18 protein-coding genes and 1 tRNA gene are annotated in these 16,823 nt (G+C 67.5%); all 19 read right to left on the reverse strand.

The features are described 5' to 3' along the window. A partial coding sequence (locus GF405_04380) for a 50S ribosomal protein L25 (GenBank protein MBD3367402.1) occupies window positions 1-399 on the reverse strand: 399 nt, incomplete at its 3' end. An 85-nt stretch (window positions 400-484) separates the two neighbouring features. After that, complete coding sequence (prs, locus tag GF405_04385) at window positions 485-1,417, reverse strand: ribose-phosphate diphosphokinase (GenBank protein ID MBD3367403.1); 933 nt, start codon at window positions 1,415-1,417, stop codon at window positions 485-487. Between the two features lie 71 nt (window positions 1,418-1,488). Further along, window positions 1,489-1,562, reverse strand: a tRNA-Gln gene (locus GF405_04390). 8 nt (window positions 1,563-1,570) lie between these two features. Beyond that, window positions 1,571-1,888, reverse strand: coding sequence for a septation regulator SpoVG (gene spoVG, locus GF405_04395; GenBank protein ID MBD3367404.1), 318 nt, complete (start codon window positions 1,886-1,888; stop codon window positions 1,571-1,573). Between the two features lie 87 nt (window positions 1,889-1,975). Beyond that, window positions 1,976-2,872, reverse strand: a complete 897-nt coding sequence (gene ispE / locus GF405_04400; protein MBD3367405.1) for a 4-(cytidine 5'-diphospho)-2-C-methyl-D-erythritol kinase — start codon at window positions 2,870-2,872, stop codon at window positions 1,976-1,978. A gap of 5 nt (window positions 2,873-2,877) precedes the next feature. Next, window positions 2,878-3,765 carry a decaprenyl-phosphate phosphoribosyltransferase gene (locus tag GF405_04405; GenBank protein MBD3367406.1) on the reverse strand — a complete coding sequence of 296 codons (888 nt, stop codon included), beginning with the start codon at window positions 3,763-3,765 and terminating at the stop codon, window positions 2,878-2,880. A gap of 94 nt (window positions 3,766-3,859) precedes the next feature. Continuing rightward, window positions 3,860-4,516, reverse strand: a complete 657-nt coding sequence (locus GF405_04410) for a uridine kinase (protein ID MBD3367407.1) — start codon at window positions 4,514-4,516, stop codon at window positions 3,860-3,862. Beyond that, complete coding sequence (locus tag GF405_04415; GenBank protein ID MBD3367408.1) at window positions 4,513-5,100, reverse strand: SIS domain-containing protein; 588 nt, start codon at window positions 5,098-5,100, stop codon at window positions 4,513-4,515. The genes GF405_04410 and GF405_04415 overlap by 4 nt, the downstream gene beginning before the upstream one ends. Then, window positions 5,097-5,912 (reverse strand): dTDP-4-dehydrorhamnose reductase, encoded by an 816-nt coding sequence (rfbD, locus tag GF405_04420; GenBank protein ID MBD3367409.1) that lies wholly within the window; start codon window positions 5,910-5,912, stop codon window positions 5,097-5,099. Before rfbD ends, GF405_04415 begins: the two co-directional genes overlap by 4 nt. Before the next feature lie 47 nt (window positions 5,913-5,959). Next, window positions 5,960-7,024, reverse strand: coding sequence for a glucose-1-phosphate thymidylyltransferase (locus GF405_04425; GenBank protein MBD3367410.1), 1,065 nt, complete (start codon window positions 7,022-7,024; stop codon window positions 5,960-5,962). Window positions 7,025-7,072: 48 nt separating this feature from the next. Further along, window positions 7,073-7,810 (reverse strand): geranylgeranylglyceryl/heptaprenylglyceryl phosphate synthase, encoded by a 738-nt coding sequence (locus GF405_04430; GenBank protein ID MBD3367411.1) that lies wholly within the window; start codon window positions 7,808-7,810, stop codon window positions 7,073-7,075. A 23-nt stretch (window positions 7,811-7,833) separates the two neighbouring features. Next, entirely contained in the window at window positions 7,834-10,533 is a 2,700-nt protein-coding gene (gene alaS / locus GF405_04435; GenBank protein ID MBD3367412.1) for an alanine--tRNA ligase, read from the reverse strand. After that, entirely contained in the window at window positions 10,530-11,030 is a 501-nt protein-coding gene (locus tag GF405_04440; protein MBD3367413.1) for a hypothetical protein, read from the reverse strand. Before GF405_04440 ends, alaS begins: the two co-directional genes overlap by 4 nt. Next, window positions 11,027-12,088: a recombinase RecA gene (gene recA, locus GF405_04445; protein MBD3367414.1), complete on the reverse strand. Its 1,062-nt coding sequence runs from the start codon at window positions 12,086-12,088 to the stop codon at window positions 11,027-11,029. Before recA ends, GF405_04440 begins: the two co-directional genes overlap by 4 nt. Before the next feature lie 37 nt (window positions 12,089-12,125). Next, window positions 12,126-12,707 (reverse strand): RNA 2',3'-cyclic phosphodiesterase, encoded by a 582-nt coding sequence (gene thpR / locus GF405_04450; protein ID MBD3367415.1) that lies wholly within the window; start codon window positions 12,705-12,707, stop codon window positions 12,126-12,128. A gap of 9 nt (window positions 12,708-12,716) precedes the next feature. Beyond that, complete coding sequence (locus tag GF405_04455; GenBank protein MBD3367416.1) at window positions 12,717-14,024, reverse strand: competence/damage-inducible protein A; 1,308 nt, start codon at window positions 14,022-14,024, stop codon at window positions 12,717-12,719. After that, on the reverse strand, window positions 13,960-14,445 hold the full coding sequence (locus GF405_04460) for a phosphatidylglycerophosphatase A (GenBank protein MBD3367417.1): 486 nt from the start codon (window positions 14,443-14,445) through the stop codon (window positions 13,960-13,962). Before GF405_04460 ends, GF405_04455 begins: the two co-directional genes overlap by 65 nt. A gap of 201 nt (window positions 14,446-14,646) precedes the next feature. After that, window positions 14,647-15,585: a pyruvate ferredoxin oxidoreductase gene (locus GF405_04465; GenBank protein ID MBD3367418.1), complete on the reverse strand. Its 939-nt coding sequence runs from the start codon at window positions 15,583-15,585 to the stop codon at window positions 14,647-14,649. Window positions 15,586-15,596: 11 nt separating this feature from the next. Further along, entirely contained in the window at window positions 15,597-16,733 is a 1,137-nt protein-coding gene (gene porA, locus GF405_04470; protein MBD3367419.1) for a pyruvate ferredoxin oxidoreductase, read from the reverse strand. Window positions 16,734-16,823: the final 90 nt, after the last annotated feature.

The raw sequence follows: 16,823 nt of genomic DNA on the forward strand, positions 1-16,823 counted from the left end.
GAGCTCCCGCATGGTGTGGTCGAGGATACCGAGACCGTCCTTGACGGCCTGCGACTCCCCGACGAGCACGACCGGGATGTTCATCGTGATCGGTCTGTTCTCCGAGATCCTCTGGAAGTCGACGTGGAGGACGTCGCGCGACACGGGGTCGCGCTCCATGTCCCTGAGGACCGCTCTCGTCGCCTCCGTGTCGTCGTCCACGCCGAGCTGGATGATGACGTTGCGGCCGAACGGCGTTGAGAGGGCCGTCCGGAGCTCGCGGACGTCGACCGAGAGCGGGATGTTCTCCTCCTTCTCGCCGTAGAGGACACCGGGGATCTGTCCGTCGTGCCTCAGGCGCTTGGCGGCCTGCTTACCGGTGGTCGTCCGTCGCCGGACGCTGAGCTTCACTGTTGCCATTCCGTCTCTCCGGTTCCCTTCTGATGTGTCATGTTGCCCGGGCCTCACGGCCTTCGTTCAGACGACGGCCCCCATGTCCCGGTACTCAGACGAAGAGCGAGCTGACAGACCGCTCTCCGTGGATCCTGTCTATCGCCTCTCCCAGGAGCTCCGCGACCGACAGCTCGACGATGGTGTCGTTGGAGTACCCCTTGTGGCTGATCGTGTTCGTGACGACGATCTCCTCGATCTCCGAGCTCTCGAGTCTCGCGACGGCATCATTGGAGAACAGGGCGTGTGTGGCGCCCGCGGTGATGCGCCTGGCGCCGAGCTTCCGGATGGCCGCCGCGCCCTGCATCATCGAGTTGCCCGTATTGATGATGTCGTCGACCATGATGACGTGCTTGTCCTCGACGTCGCCGACCACGTTCATGACCTCCGTGGCGTCGGGCCTGGGCCTGCGCTTGTCGACGAACCCGAGCGAGGCCCCGAGCCTCTTGGCGAACGCGCGTCCCATCTTGATGCTGCCGACGTCGGGCGCCATGATGACGAGATCGCCGGACGCGTGCTTGTCGAAGTACCTCAGAAGGACCGGCGCCGCGTAGATGTGGTCCAGGGGGATGTCGAAGAACCCCTGGATCTGCGACGCGTGCAGGTCCATGGTCAGAAGCCGGTTGGCCCCGGCCGTCGTCAGGAGGTTGGCAACGAGCTTCGCGGTGATCGGCACGCGCGGCCGGTCCTTCCTGTCCTGACGGGCGTAGCCGAAGTACGGGATGACAGCCGTGATCCTCCTCGCCGAGGCCCGCTTGAGCGCATCGATCATCACGAGGAGCTCCAGCAGATTCTCCGCCGGCGGATTGGTCGGCTGGATGACGAACGCGTCGACGCCGCGGACGTTCTCCGCGATGCTCACGCGGATCTCGCCGTCCGAGAAGCGACCGACCAGCGCGTCGCCGAGCTTCAGGTCGAGGTACTCGGCGATCTCGCGAGCCAGCGCGTTGTTCGCGTTCCCGCTGAACAGCATGATGTCGTTCGGCATCGCTCGTCTCCGCGTGTGGGAGTCGTTCTTACCGTGGATCCCTCGAAGCCCCGTCGAACGCCGCTGCCGGCTGGCTGGGGCGGGAGGATTCGAACCTCCGATGCGGGATCCAAAGTCCCGTGTCTTGCCACTTGACGACGCCCCAGTCCCGAACTAGTCGGACCAGTCGTCGGCGTGTACCAGCTCCGCGTCGGAAATCGCCTGCCCTGATGAGACAAGATCAAGCTGCCGCTGGTACTCGCCGAGCACGGCCTCCTCGATCATCTCCCGCGTCTCGTTGTTGATAGGGTGCGCGATGTCCCTGAACTCCCCGTCCTTCCGCCGTCTGCTGGGCATCGCGACGAAGAGCCCGGAGTTTCCCTGGATCACCTTGAGACCACGCACGACGAACGCGTTGTCGAAGGTGATGCTGACGAAGGCCTTCAAACGGTCCTCGTCACGCAGCGTCAGCCTGACCTCAGTGATCTCCATGCATTTCACCGCCCTCAGCCTGGAACAAGGGACTAGACCGACCGGGCGCTGCTGCGTGAACCGCGCTTCCTCTCGTGCGCGATTCGTCTATTGTGTCGAGATTCTGTACCCGACGTCGATCGGTTCTGCGACGTATACGGTGTGTCCGCGTCCCCGAAGTCGCGACGCGGCTGACTTCGCGCTCTCCTCCTTCTCGAAGATACCGAACACCGTCGGTCCGCTTCCGGACATGGCGGCGCCGGCGGCGCCGGACGCGAGAAGCTGCTGCTTGAGCGAACTCACGCTCGGACACAATGATACGACTCCAGGCTCGAGATCGTTCCTGAGCGCTCCCGCGAGCGCCGGAAGATCCCGTTCCCGGATACCTGAACAAATGAGTCTAATGAACCCCTCATCATCTGTCAACCCGATTCTGGCTCGAGCGTAGGCGTCGCCCGCGCGGATGGCCCTTGCCGGCGTCGCCAGAACGAACCAGACGCCCGTCAGAGCCGGAAGGGGTTCGAGCAGTTCGCCGCGTCCCCCGCCCCGCATGGTCCCGCCGCTCAGGAAGAACGGCACGTCGGAGCCGACGTCCAGTGCGGCCTTCCCCAGCGTCTCCTGCCCGAGCGAGAGGCCGTGGAGCGCGACCACCCCGACGAGCGCCGCCGCGGCGTCCGAGCTGCCTCCGCCCAGGCCCGCCGCGACCGGGATGCGTTTCGTCAGCTCGGTTCTGACCGGCGCGAAGGCGGTCTGCGCCCGGAGACGCGCGAGGGCCCTGAGGATGAGGTTGTCTGCACCCGTGGGCACCGGCGCGCCGCGAACAACGAGCTCGTCTGAGTCGCCGGAAGCCGCTGACAACCGGAGGGTGTCCGAGAGCGAGATCGACTGGAAGATGGTCGCGATCTCGTGATAGCCGTCGTCACGCTCCCGGCCCACGGCGAGCCCCAGGTTGAGCTTCGCATACGCTTCGACGGTGAGCGCACCGTCAGGCTGCATCGTCGTCACCGCCGTTATCTCGGGTAGATCACGAGGATCACCGCGGCGATCCAGAGCGCGATGTTGATGGCCAGTGGCGCGTCGCCGACCAGCGAACGGGCCGGCTGTCCCCCCTTGTCCCGCGCGTACATGAGGTAGAGATACCGGAGCACCCCGTAGACGACGAACGGCACGGTGTAGACGAGGCGGGCGCTGCCGACCTTGGCCACGGTACCCGGCCAGATCGTGTAGATGGCGTACGAGACGACGGTCGATGCGGTGACAACGCCCACGAGCTCGTCGATGAGTGGCTGCGGATAGTCCGCGAGCACGCTGCGGTGCCGTGCGGCCCCCTCGCCCAGGATCAGCACCTCGTGGCGGCGTTTCGCCAGACCGAGGAAGAGCGCCAGGAAAAACGTGCAGACGAGGAGCCACGGGCTGAGTTCGATCCCCGGCCTCTGTCCGGCAAGTACCTCGACGCTGCCGACGGCCCGGAGGACGAAGCCGATCGCGATCGCCATCACGTCGAGCACGACCATGTGACGGAGGGCCAGGCTGTAGAGGACGTTCAGTCCGAGATACCCGACCGCGACGTGTCCAAAGGCTGGATGGATCCGATAGGCCACTGCGAGCCCGCCGGCCGAAGCGACGACGGCCGCCGTCGCGGCGACCGCGAGCGGCAACCTGCCCGAGGCGAGCGGCCTCGTCCGCTTGACCGGATGCTCCCGGTCGGACGCGATGTCGGTGATGTCGTTCAGGATGTAGGTCGCGCCCGAGAGCAGACAGAACACCAGGAACCCGGCCGTCGCCAGGCCGAGCAGAACGGGTTCGTCGAGCGCGCCGGCGAAGATGAGCCCGGCGAAGAGAACGAGGTTCTTCGTCCACTGCCCCGGCCTCATCGTCTTCAGGAGCGGTACGACCATCACGTCTTCTCCTTGGGCCACATCGTCCTCGAGAGCGATACGAGCACCACCGGCCGCCCTCCGGCTCCATCGTTGTCGGGGGGCGACGGGGGGATTACCGGTTCCCCTCGGGTCTGAGTTCCGCGTGCTGCGCAAGGACATCCCGGATCTTGGTGACGATCAGGTCGACGGCCACCACGTTCAGGCCGCCCTCCGGGATGACGACGTCCGCGTAGCGCTTGCTGGGCTCTACGAACTGGAGATGCATCGGCCGCACGGTCATCAGATACTGCTCGATGACCTGCTCGACCGTCCGTCCCCGCTCGACGATGTCGCGCTTGAGGCGTCGGATGAAGCGCTCGTCGGCGTCGGTGTCGACGAAGAGCTTGATGTCCATGAGATCCCTCAGCTCCGGATCGCCGAGCACGAGGATCCCCTCCAGAAGGATGATGCTGGCGGGCCTGACCGTTGCCGTGTCGCCGCGGCGCGTGTGCGTCTCGTAGTCGTAGATGGGACGCTGGATCGTTCTGCCGGATCTGAGATCGGCGAGCTGCCGTCTGAGGAGCTCGTTGTCGAAGGCGTCGGGATGGTCGTAGTTGATCATGTCCCGCTCCGCGCGGGGCAGCTCAGCGCGGTCGAGGTAGTAGGAGTCGTGGTGGATGATGACGACGCTCTCCTCCGGGAGATGGCCCCGCACGCTCTTCGCGACCGTCGTCTTGCCCGAACCGGTTCCTCCTCCGATGCCGATGATGACCGGGCTCAGGGGACTCATGCTCCCTCCGCCGGATGGAGTTCGTCCTCCACGACCTCACACAGCGCATGGCCGATGGCGATGTGGAGTTCCTGCACGCGCTGCGTCCGTGTCGCGGGCGCCCTGACGGCGATGTCGGCCGCCTCGGCGACAGGCCCCCCGCGCTCTCCCGTCAGGGCCACCGTGGTCAGCCCGCGGTCGCGTGCCGCATGGAGCGCCTCGACAACGTTGAGCGACCCGCCGCTCGTCGACAGGCCGATCAACACGTCCCCCGGCCGACCGACCGCCTCCACCTGGCGGGCGAAGACGCGCTCGTAGCCGTAGTCGTTCGACAGCGCCGTGAGCGTGGACGGGTTGACCGTCAGCGCCTCGGCGGCCATCCCCGGGCGCTCGCGGCCGAGACGTCCGACGAGCTCGGCCGCGATGTGTTGCGCGTCCGACGCGCTGCCCCCGTTTCCGCAGAGCAGGGCACGGCCTCCGCCGCGGAGCGCCGCGACGACCGCGTCGGCCGCACGCTGGACGTCAGGGGCCGCCCGGGGCGCGTTCGCCATCGACCGGGCGCACTCCGTCAGGATCGCCTCGATCCGTTCGAGCTCGATGCTCATGTGTTCCTCCATCGGAGGTACTCTACGAGGGCCTTCTTCCAGTGCCGCGGCGTCCACCCCAGGACCTCCTCGAGCCTCTCGAGCGAGAGGACCGAGTAGCGCGGTCGCGGCGCCGGACGGCCGAAGTCCTCGGTCGCGATCGGCTCGACGGGAACGTCGTCGCGTCCGACGGCGTTGAGAATGGCCGTGGCGAACTCGTACCAGGTGCAGGTTCCGCTGTTCGTTGCGTGAACGTACCCCGCGACATCGGTCGCCGCCAGGTCCTTCAGGACGGCCGCGAGGTCGGTCGCGTACGTGGGGCTCCCGGTCTGGTCGTCCACGATACGGAGCGTGTCTCCCCCGTCGGCGAGTCTGAGAACGGTCTCGACGAAGTTCCTCCCGCCGTGTCCGTAGAGCCAGGCTGTTCTGACGATGAGCGCGTTCCCGCACGCTGAGAGGACCTCGCGCTCTCCGGCGAGCTTCGACTGCCCGTAGACCGACGACGGGTCGGTCGGAGCGTCCTCGGCGTACGGCTCCGTGGCCCTGCCGTCGAAGACGTAGTCGGTGCTCACGTGGAGAAGCCTGGCTCCCGCCTCGGCGGCGGCGCGGGCCACGTTCCCCGCTCCGACGGCGTTCACTCTGAATGCCGTCTCGCGGTCGCTCTCTGCGCCGTCGACGTTCGTGTAGGCCGCGCAGTTGAAGACCACGTCGGGCGCGGTCTGGAGCATCGCGGCCATGACGGCATCGCCGTCCCCGATATCGAAGTCGTCGAGGTCGACGGCCGTCACCTCGGCGTTTCCTTCGAGCGCCCCCACGAGCGCCCGTCCCAGCATACCCCTGGCGCCCGTGATCAGCGTGCGGCGTCCCGGCACGTTCCCTCCTACGGCACTTCGATCCTGCTGGAGTCGCCCACCATGAAACGATAGGTCTTCGGCATCGTCGAGCACTGCTCGATGGCCACGTCCTTGCCGATGAGGCTGCGCTCCATGCGCTGTCCGAGATTGACGATCCGTGAGTTCTCGAGCACGATCGAGTGCTCGATCTCAGAGCTCTGGATGGAGACGTCGTGGTAGATCGACGTGAAGGGCCCGATATACGAGCTCTCGATACGGGTCCTCGCTCCGATGACGAGCGGTCCGCGGAGGACGCTGCCGACGATCTCGGCGCCCTCTTCGACGACGACGTTGCCGTCGATCCGTGAGTCCCCGTCGACAGAACCCCTGACGTCACGCTCGAGCGTCTCGAGGATCATCCGGTTCGCCTCGAGAATGTCCTCGAGCTTGCCGGTGTCCTTCCACCACCCGGTCACCTCGTGCGCGCGCACGTCGCTTCCGTCGTCGATGAGGTACTGGATGGCGTCGGTGATCTCGAGTTCGTTCCTCCACGAGGGGGTGATCGAGTTGACCGCCTCGAAGACCGACGCGTCGAACATGTAGACGCCGACGAGCGCCAGGTCCGATCGGGGCTGCTTGGGTTTCTCCTCGAGCCTGGTGACGCGGCCGCTCTCGAGCTCGGCCACGCCGAACTCCGAGGGGTTCGGCACGCGTGCCAGGAGGATCTGCGCGTTCGGCCTGTTGGTACGAAATTCCTCGACGAAGTCCGTGATACCGCCGCGGATCAGGTTGTCCCCGAGATACATGACGAACGGTTCCTCGCCGATGTACGACTCCGAGATCTTGACGGCATGCGCCAGACCGAGGGGGGCGTCCTGCCGGATGTAGGTCACGCGAAGCCCGAGGGCGTCGCCGTCCCCGACGGCCTCCTCGATCTCCCTGTGAGTGTCGCCGACAACGATCCCGACGTCCTCGACACCCGCGGCCCGGATCGACTCGAGTCCGTAGAAGAGGATCGGCTTGTTCGCGATCGGCACGAGCTGCTTCGCGCTCGTGTGCGTGATCGGTCGGAGGCGGGTGCCCTTGCCTCCTGAGAGCACGAGTGCCTTGATGTCGGATCACCGCCTTTCCTGTTGCGCGGCCCGGGCCGACGCGCAGTGTCAGCCGCCGTGGACCGCGTCCGCGATCTCCCGCATGAGCTCGTCCGAAGCGCCCTTCTCCACGACGTCTCCCGTCACGACGAAGCGGGCGCCCGCCCCGATCGCGGCCGACGCGGCCTCGGGGGTCCGTATGCCCCCGCCCGCGACGATCGGGAGGTCGGTGTTCTCAGCGACCGCGCCGATGAGCTCCGGTGGAACGGGCTTCGACGCCCCGCTCCCGGCGTCGAAGAAGATCAGCTCGAATCCCAGATACTGGGCCGCGAGCGCGTGGGCCACGGCGATCCCGGTCTTCTCTCTGGGCAGCGGGCGCGTCGCGCTCATGAACTCGACCGACGTGACCGAGCCGCCGTCGACCAGCAGGTATGCCGTCGCGATCGTCTCGAGGCCGGTCTCCCGGATCAGGGGGGCCGCGACGACATGCTCGCCGATGAGAAACTGCGGGTTCCGGCCGCTGAGGAGCGAGAGGAAGAGGATCGCATCGGCCTCCGGGGTGACGAACGAGACATTCCCCGGGAACAGGATGACGGGACGTCCGGTCTCCTGCTTCACGAGCCGCGCCGTCTCGGACGTTCTGTCGTGGACGGCCAGGCTGCCGCCGACGAAGAACGCATCGCAGCCCGCGTCGGCGGCTCGCCCGGCGAGCGTCGCGTTCTCGGCCGCGGAGAACCGGTCGGGGTCGAGGAGCACGACGTAGCAGCCTCCGCGTTCCCCGGCCGTTGCAAGAAGCCTGTCAAGCACGACTCCGCGTGCGGTACGGTCGCTCACGCATCCTCCCCGCCGAGGAGGGCCTCGACGTCACCGGCGACCTCGTCGAGCGCCTCCTCGAGCTTCGCGGGATCTCCGCCGCCGCCCTGGGCCAGATGCGGCCTGCCGCCGCCCTTTCCTCCGATCCGCTCCGCCGTGCGGCGGATGAGGTCGCCCGCCTTCAGGCGCCCGGGTTCGGCGAGGTCCTTCGAGACGACGGCGAGCAGCACGGGCCGCCCGTCGCGGACCGTTGCGAGCACGGCCGCACCCGTTCCGAGACGGTCGCGAAGGGCGTCGGCCTGTGAACGCATCGTCTCGACGTCCGGCGCGTCCGTCAGCGCCGCGACGACGAGCGCTTCCCCGACCTGCCTGGCCTGCTTCAGCATGTCGTCGACCGCGTCACCGGCCGATCGACGGCGCTCGGCGGCCAGTTCCTTTCTGAGTGTCGAGAGCTCCTCGTTGAGCGACCTGACCCGCTCCTCAAGCTCGTCCGGTGAGGTCTTGAGCTCGGCGGCGCTTCGCTGGAGCGTCTCCGCCTCCCGTCGTGCCGTCCGCAGCGCCTCGACGCCGGTCACGGCCTCGATCCGCCGGGTTCCAGCGGCCACGCTCGACTCGGAGAGGATGCGCATCAGCCCTATCTCGCCCGTTCTTCTGACGTGCGTTCCTCCGCAGAGCTCGAGGCTGATCTCGGCGTCGTTCCCGGCCGAGATGCAGACGACGCGGACCTCCGAGTCGTACTTCTCGTCGAAGAGCGCCATCGCCCCACGTTCCAGGGCCCGATCGAGCTCCATCGTCTCCGGTGTGACCGGAAGGTCGGCTCTGATCCAGGCGTTGACGAGCGACTCGATGCGGTCGAGCGTCGCCTTGTCGATCTCAGAGTGATGTGTGAAGTCGAAGCGCAGACGCTCCGGTTCGACCGACGAACCGGACTGGTGGACGTGGTCGCCCAGAACGGAGCGCAGCGCCGACTGCAGCAGGTGGGTCGCCGTGTGGTTCTTCTCTATGCGGCGACGCCGGCCGAGATCGACGAGCGCCTCGGCCCGCGCGCCGGGAGCGATCGCCTCCGACACGCCCTCCAGGTAGTGGATGACGTCGTCGCCGCTCCTGTAGACGTTCGTGACGGCAACCGATCTTCCGCCCGGGAGTCGGAGCGTTCCCGCGTCGGCCGCCTGTCCTCCCGCCTCGGCGTAGAACGGTGTCCTGTCGAGGATGACCTCGAACGAGCCCTCGGACGGTCCGGGTCTCGCGCCGACGATCTCGACCTCTACCGGCTCGGCCGGCATCGGTTCCTCGTCGAGCTCCGCCACGTCGACCCGGTCGGGAACGAGGCCGTAGCCGACGAACTCCGTCGTCCCGCCCTCTGATCCGCGTGCGCGCCGCCACGGCCGTCTGCCCGCGTCGCCCTCGAAGGACGACGCGCGGCGTGCGCGCTCGCGCTGGCCCTCCATTGCCCGCCGGAATCCCTCGACGTCGACCGAGAGTCCCCGTTCGCAGGCCATCTCCTCGGTCAGGTCGAGCGGGAAACCGTACGTGTCGTAGAGACGGAAGGCATCGTCGCCGGTGATCAGGCCGCCGGGGCCGTCGAGACGCGACACGATCTCCTCGAAGAGGACCGTGCCCGACTCGAGGGTCTCCAGGAAGCGCTCCTCCTCCGAACGCACAACGAGCGCGATGTGCTCGCGCTTCGCGTCGAGGTGAGGATGCGCGTCCTTCATCGCCTCGATCACCCGTCCGGCGGCCCGATAGATGAACGGCTCGGACGCGCCGAGCGCCAGGCCCCGTCTCACGGCGCGCCGTATCAGACGGCGCACGACGTAGCCGCGTCCGTCGTTCGCCGGCAGGATGTTCTCGGCGATGGTGAAGACGGCCGATCTGGTGTGGTCGGCAAGGACGGCGAGCTCCGTCGAGACGGGCGATCTCGGGAGGTCCGTGCCCGTGAGGCGCACGATCTCATCGGCACACGCCGTCACGGCGGGGCGGAAGAGATCGGTCTCGTGGATCGAGTCGACCCCCTCGATGACGGTCATCAGCCGCTCGAAGCCCATGCCCGTGTCGATACCCGGTCTCGCAAGCGGTTCGCGGCTGCCGTCGAGGTCCTGGAGATACTGGGGAAAGACGAGGTTCCACACCTCGAAGTAGCGGCTGCAGTCGCAGCCGGGTCTGCAGTCCGGGCGGCCGCAGCCGGCCTCCTCCCCCATGTCGTAGTGGATCTCGGAGCACGGGCCGCACGGTCCCCAGTCGCCGGCGGGACCCCAGAAGTTGTCCTCGTCGCCGAGCGGGACGACGCGGCCTGCGTCGAGCCCGACGTGCTTCTTCCAGATCTCGGCGGCGGCCTCGTCGTCCTTGTAGACCGTCGCCCACAGCCTCTCTGCGGGAAGCCCGATGACCTTCGTCAGGAACTCCCACGCCCAGAGGATGGTCTCCTCCTTGAAGTAGTCGCCGAAGGAGAAGTTCCCGAGCATCTCGAAGAACGTGCCGTGATACGGTGTGTGGCCGACCTCGTCGAGGTCGGAGAGACGAAGGCAGCGCTGGATCGAGACCGCCCGCCTGTGCGGAGGATTCTCCTGCGTGTAGTACGGCTTGAACGGGACCATGCCCGCCGACGTGAAGAGCAGGGTCGGGTCGTCCGCCGGTACGAGCGGCGCGCTCGCCACCACGTCGTGGCCCCGCTCCTCGAAGAAACGAAGATAGGCGGCGCGGACCTCGCTGGACGTCATGCTGTGGGTTCCTCCTCCGCTTCAGGAAGCTCGTGGACCACCGTGTTCGCGACCTCCCGGGAGAAGCCTCGTCCGAGCAGGAAGCGCATCAGGCGCGCGCGTTCCTTCGTGGTGAGCCCGCGGCCTCGGGTCTTCCTGTCGGCTGCCGCTCTGGCGAGGGCGAGCTCGGTCTCTCCGGTGTAGGTCTCGTCGATCGTCTCCTCGACAAGGTCGCGCGCGACGCCCTTCCTGAGAAGCTCGTGCCGCAGCCGCGCGGGACCGACGGGCCGAAGCCGCGCCCTTTCGTCGGCCCACGCCTTCGCAAAGGAACGGTCGTCGATGAGACCGACGGCCTCGAGGTCATCGAGGACCGCCGAGACCGTCGTCTCGTCGTACGACTTCCTCGCGAGTCTGAGCTCGAGCTCGCGTCGGCTGCGAGCGCGCACCGAGAGCAGGCGGAGCGCCGCCTCGCGGGCCCGCGCGGCCGCATCGGTGCCGGCTTCCCGGCCGTTCGTCACTTCGCAACCTGCGCAGCGGCCTCGGCCTTCTCGTCCTCCTTTTCGGGAGGAGCTTTCTCGCCGCTCAGACCGGCGGCCTGACGGACCTCTGCCATGAGCCGCTCCCGGACGTCGTCGTTCTCCTCGAGGAAGGTCCGGGCGTTCTCGCGGCCCTGTCCCAGCTGAAGGTCACCGTAGCTGAACCAGGTACCCTTCTGGGTCACGATGTCATAGTCGAGCCCGAGGTCGATCAGGTCGCCCTCGAGCGAGATGCCGCGGCCGTACATGATGTCGAACTCGGCCACTCTGAACGGCGGCGCGACCTTGTTCTTGACCACCTTGACCTTCGTCCGGTTCCCGACGATCGCGTCGCCGCTCTTGAGCGAGCCGATGCGGCGGATGTCGAGCCGGGTGCTGGCGTAGAACTTGAGCGCCCGTCCTCCGGAGGTCGTCTCGGGGTTCCCGAACATGACGCCGATCTTCATCCTGATCTGGTTGATGAAGAGGACGCACGTCTTCGAGCGCGAGATGGAGCCGGCGAGCTTCCTCAGGGCCTGCGACATCAGGCGCGCCTGGAGACCGACGTGCGAGTCGCCCATCTCCCCCTCGATCTCGGCCTTCGGCACGAGCGCGGCGACCGAGTCGACGACAACGATGTCGACCGCCCCGCTCCTCACCAGCATGTCGGTGATCTCGAGCGCCTGCTCTCCCGTGTCCGGCTGCGAGATCAGGAGGTTGTCGGTGTCGACGCCGAGGTTCCGGGCGTATCCGGGATCGAGCGCGTGCTCCGCGTCGATGAAAGCGGCGACGCCGTCGAGCTTCTGGGTGTTCGCCACGATCGAGAGCGCGAGCGTCGTCTTCCCCGACGATTCGGGGCCGTACACCTCCACCACCCGCCCCCGCGGAACACCGCCGATGCCGAGCGCGATGTCGAGCGAGAGCGATCCGGTCGGGATCGCGGACACGCCCTTCGACACCTCGTCGGCGCCGAGCCGCATGATGGAGCCCTTGCCGAACTGCTTCTCGATCTGCGAGACCGCGAGATCGAGCGCCTTGGCCTTCTCCTTCTTCTCTGCCATGCTGTGGTCCTCCGACTCTCCTCGTGGTGCGTGACTCTCACGTTCCGGGGGCGTCGCCGCCCCCCGTCAGGGGAAGATGTTCGAGCGCCTCATGCAGAGCACCGCCCGGTCGGAGCGTGCTCCGCATCAGAAGGAGCTCGTTCGAGGGGACCGACAACGCCGGAATCTCGACGTCCGCCATGTGCCGCTCGAGCCCGGCGGCGTCGCTCGCCCGCCTCACCCGTCCGAGCGTGATGTGCGGACGGAACCGCCGTCGGTCCGGCGAGTATCCCAGGGGTCTGAGCTCCGCGTCGATCTCCCGCTTCAGCTCGAAGAGCTCGTCGGGCGCGTCGACGCCCGCCCAGATGACGCGCGGGCGACGCGGCGAGGGGAACGCTCCGAGTCCGCGAATGCTCCACTCGAAGGGACGCACGTTCGAGGCGGCCTCTCTCAGGGCCCCGCCGATCGACGCGACAAGTGCTTCGTCGGTGTCACCGAGGAACGCCAGTGTCAGGTGGATCGTCCCCGGGCGCGCCCATGATGCGCGGACGCCGCGGGACCTGAGGTCCCCGACGACGGTCAGTATGCCGTCTTTGACTTCCGGTGGCAACTCCAAAGCCACGAAGAGACGAAGGTCCACGCCGACTCCCTAACCTCCCGCCAGACGTAGTCTCACGGCATCGAGGGCGGCCTGCTCGGCCTGCCTGCGGACGGCGTCCCGGTCGCCGGCGAAGAGGGCGCTCCCGGCCGTCGTGTCCCCGAGTCCGGCGATGCCGAGCCAGACGAGCCCGACGGGCTTGTCGTCGGTTCCTCCTCCGGGGCCCGCGATGCCGGTGATGCTCAGGCCTATGTCCGACCGGCACCGCTTGAGGACGCCGTCGGCCATCTCGACGGCCGTCTCCTCCGAGACCGCACCGTGCGTCCTGAGGGTCCCGGCCCTGACACCGAGCACCCGCTTCTTGATGTCGTTGGAATATGCGATAACGCCGCCGGCGAAGTAGTCCGAGCTCCCGGGGACCGACGTGATCCGTCGTCCCACGCCTCCCCCGGTGCACGACTCCGCGACGGCGAGCGATCGGCGCTGCATCGTCAGAAGATAGCCCACGACCTCCTCGAGGCTCTGGGCTTCGCGCGCGTAGACGGCGTCGCCGATGAGCTCCGCCAGCCGGTCGGCAGCCCTGTCGGCGGTCTGCCTGGCTGCTCCGGGCGAATCGCCCCTGCCGACGATCCGGACCTCGACGCCGAGGATCGACGGCAGGAAGGAGATCTCGGTCCGGGCGAGACGTCGCGCTACCTTCTCGACCCGCGAGGCGATCTCCGACTCAGGGAGGCCGGTCGTGCGGAGCACGCGCTCCGCCTCGAGGCGCCGGTGACCCCGTCCCTCGAGAAACGGGGCCACGTACTCCCTGAGCATGGCGTTCATCTCGGCCGGCACGCCCGGCATGAGGAAGACGGTGGTTCCCTTGCTCTCGAGAGCGAAGCCCGGTGCGGTGCCCACGCGGTTCGGGATGATCCGTGCTCCCTCGGGGACCATGGCCTGCGAGACGTTGATCTCCGGCATCGTGAGACCCCGCTCCTCGAAGCGGCTTCTCACGTCCGAGAGCACGCTCTCATCGAGCACGAGCTTGCTGCCGAAGACCCTCGCAGCTATCTGCTTCGTTCGGTCGTCGGAGGTCGGTCCCAGACCGCCGGTCGTCAGGACCAGATCGGCGCGCTCGATAGCCTCGCGCAGGGCGGCCTCGACGTCGTCGGGCTCATCGGGAACGAGCGTGGTGCGCGAGACGGGTATCCCGAGGCCGCGGAGGGTCTTTGCTATGCGGGCGCCGTTCGTGTCGCTCCGCGTGCCGTCGACCAGCTCGTTTCCGATGATCAGGAGCTCGGCTGTCACGGTCTCAACCTCCACGGACGAGCAGCATGAGCCGGACGAGCAGGTTCGCGTAGACCCCGGCGACCAGATCGTCCGTCACGATACCGAGACCGCCCGGCAGCGACTCCGCCCGTCGGGCGGGAAAGGGCTTCACGACGTCGAGTACCCTGAAGAGCAGGAATGCGGCCACGGCGACGAGCAGCGTCTTCGGGAGGAGGAAAATGGCCACGAGATACCCCGCAAACTCGTCGACGACGATCCGCGACGCGTCGTGGCCGTAGACGGCCTGGGCGCGGTCGGAGGCCCAGACGGCGAGCGCCGCGAAGGCCGCGAGCGAGACCGCGTGGGCCGCGATGTTGAGCATGGGGTCCGCCGCCGTCGTCTCAGGCACGAGGAACCACGCGAGGACGGCGCACAGGAAGGAACCGGCCGTCCCCGGTGCAACGGGGGAATAGCCTGAGCCGAGGCCCGTCGCGACCAGACGGGCCGTGAGCCCGAGCCTCTCAGTCACGCGTGCTCGCTCCTTTCGTCGGCAAGCCGCTCAGGCCGTGCGGCCGCTCGAGCGGACCGCCGGTGGACCTGAGGCCACAAGAACGAAGCCGACAGGGCCCGGGTGCCCGGGGCCCTGTCGGCCGGATCCTCCACAAGCAGGAGCTTCGCGCCATGCGTGACGAACTCCCCTGCCCCGTCTGTCGACAGGCCGTGCCTCGCGTCAGGAGGCCTCGGACCGGGTCATCTCCTCACGCTTCAGGAGCCAGTCCCAGTTCTCGTCGACCTGCGACTGGATGTCGTCGATGATGTGCTTGTTCTCTTCCTTGAAGAGATGCCTGAAACGCCCCTGCTTCTTCAACCACTCGGCGACCGGCTTCTTCTCCTTCGGCTTGCGCGTCACGCGGAAGACGCCGTTCTCGACCTCGTAGAGAGGCCAGAAGCACGTGTCGACGGCGAGGCGTGCTATCTCCATGGACTCCTCCATGGGATAGCGCCACCCGCGCGTGCAGGGCGCCAGCACGTTCATGAAGGCCGGTCCCTCGATGGTCAGGGCCTTCTCGACCTTGTCCGAGAGGTCCTTGGGGTACCCGGCGGTCGCCTGACCGACGTACGGGATGTTGTGCGCGATCATGATGTCGGTCAGCGCCTTGGCATACTCCTGCTTGCCGGGTCGCACCTTCCCCACGGGCGTGGTCGAGGTGGCCGTGCCCTTCGGCGTGCCGCCGGAGCGCTGGATGCCCGTGTTCATGTACGCCTCGTTGTCGTAGCAGACGTACAGCATGTTATGGCCGCGCTCCATGGCGCCCGAGAGGGACTGCAGACCGATGTCGTACGTGCCGCCGTCGCCGCCGAACGCGATGAACTTGATGTCCTTGTCCACCTTACCCTGGCGCCTGAGCGACTGGTAGGCCGCCTCCGCGCCGCTGATCGTCGCGGCGGAGTTCTCGAACGCATTGTGGATGAACGGCGTTCTCCACGCCGTGTACGGGTAGATCGATGTCACAACCTCCACACAGCCCGTCGCGCACCCGCACACCGTGTCCTTCCCGGCTGTCAGGAGGATCTGTCTGATGGCCGTCATCGGCAGACACCCGGCGCACGCCCGGTGTCCGGGAGCCATCATCTCTTCCCGTCCCGCAAGCTGCTTGACTCCTGGCATCGTGACTCCTCCTAGCCTCTCAGTCCCACGTAGCGGATGTTCTGGTCGGGCGTCCGGCCCGCGTCTGCCACCGGCTTCAGCTCCTCGAAGACGCCGCGGATGTGCTCGCGGTTGATGTCGCGGCCTCCGAGGCCGTAGATGAAGTCGACGACCGGCGGCGTCTTCCCGCCCCCGTAGAGAGCCGACTTGACCTCCTTGTGGACCGGTCCTCCCGGCGCGCCGAACGACACGGAGCGGTCGAGGATGCCGACCGCCTTCGCGCCGGAGAGCGCCGCGGCGACCGCCTCTTCGTCGAACGGGCGGAAGGCGCGGATCTTGAGAAGACCGACCGCCTCACCCTCGTCCCTCAGCTCATCGACGACCACCTTCGAGGTGCCGCAGGTCGATCCGAGAGCCACGATGATGCGCTCCGCGTCGTCGGTGCGGTACGCCTCGATCAGCCCGTACGATCGTCCCGAGAGCTTCCCGTAGGCTTCTCCGATCTCCTTGATGACCCTCGGCGCGTGGTTCATGCCCTCGATCTGCTGCCGCTTGTGCTCGAAGTAGTAGTCCTGCAGGTCGAGCGGTCCGTAGGTCACCGGATCGTCAGTGTTGAGGAGGGAGTAGTTCGGCGTCCAGGTGCCGACCCACTCGCGTGCTTCGCCGTCCTCGAGGGCATCGAGGACCTCGGCCGTGTGGCTGATGATGAACCCGTCGAACGTCACCATCGCCGGAAGCAGGACGTCCGGATGCTCGGCGATACGGATCGCCTGCAGGATGTTGTCGTAGACCTCCTGAGCGCTCTCCGAGTAGAGCTGGATCCAGCCGGAGTCGCGGCACCCCATGGTGTCCGAATGGTCGCAGTGGATGTTGATCGGGCCCGACAGGGCGCGGTTGATGACCGGCATGACGATCGGGAGCCGACAGGAGGCTGCGATGTAGACGATCTCCCACATGAGCGCCAGCCCGTTCGCCGACGTGGCCGTCATGGCTCTGGCGCCCGCGGCCGCCGCGCCGACCGACGCGCTCATCGCGCTGTGCTCGGACTCGACCAGGACGAACTCGGACTTCACGTCGCCGTCCGCCACGTGTTCCGCGAACTTGTGCATCAGCTCGGTCTGCGGTGTGATCGGGAACGCCGCCACGACGTCCGGGTCGATCTGACGCATCGCCTCCGCGCCGGCGTCGTTGCCCGTGAGTGTCAGTCTTCTGCTCACTGGGTGAAACCCCTTTCCTCGTTCGCTCGAGAGCCTCCAGCA

The organism is Candidatus Effluviviaceae Genus V sp. (assembly GCA_014728125.1).
Lineage (GTDB): Bacteria > Joyebacterota > Joyebacteria > Joyebacterales > Joyebacteraceae > WJMD01.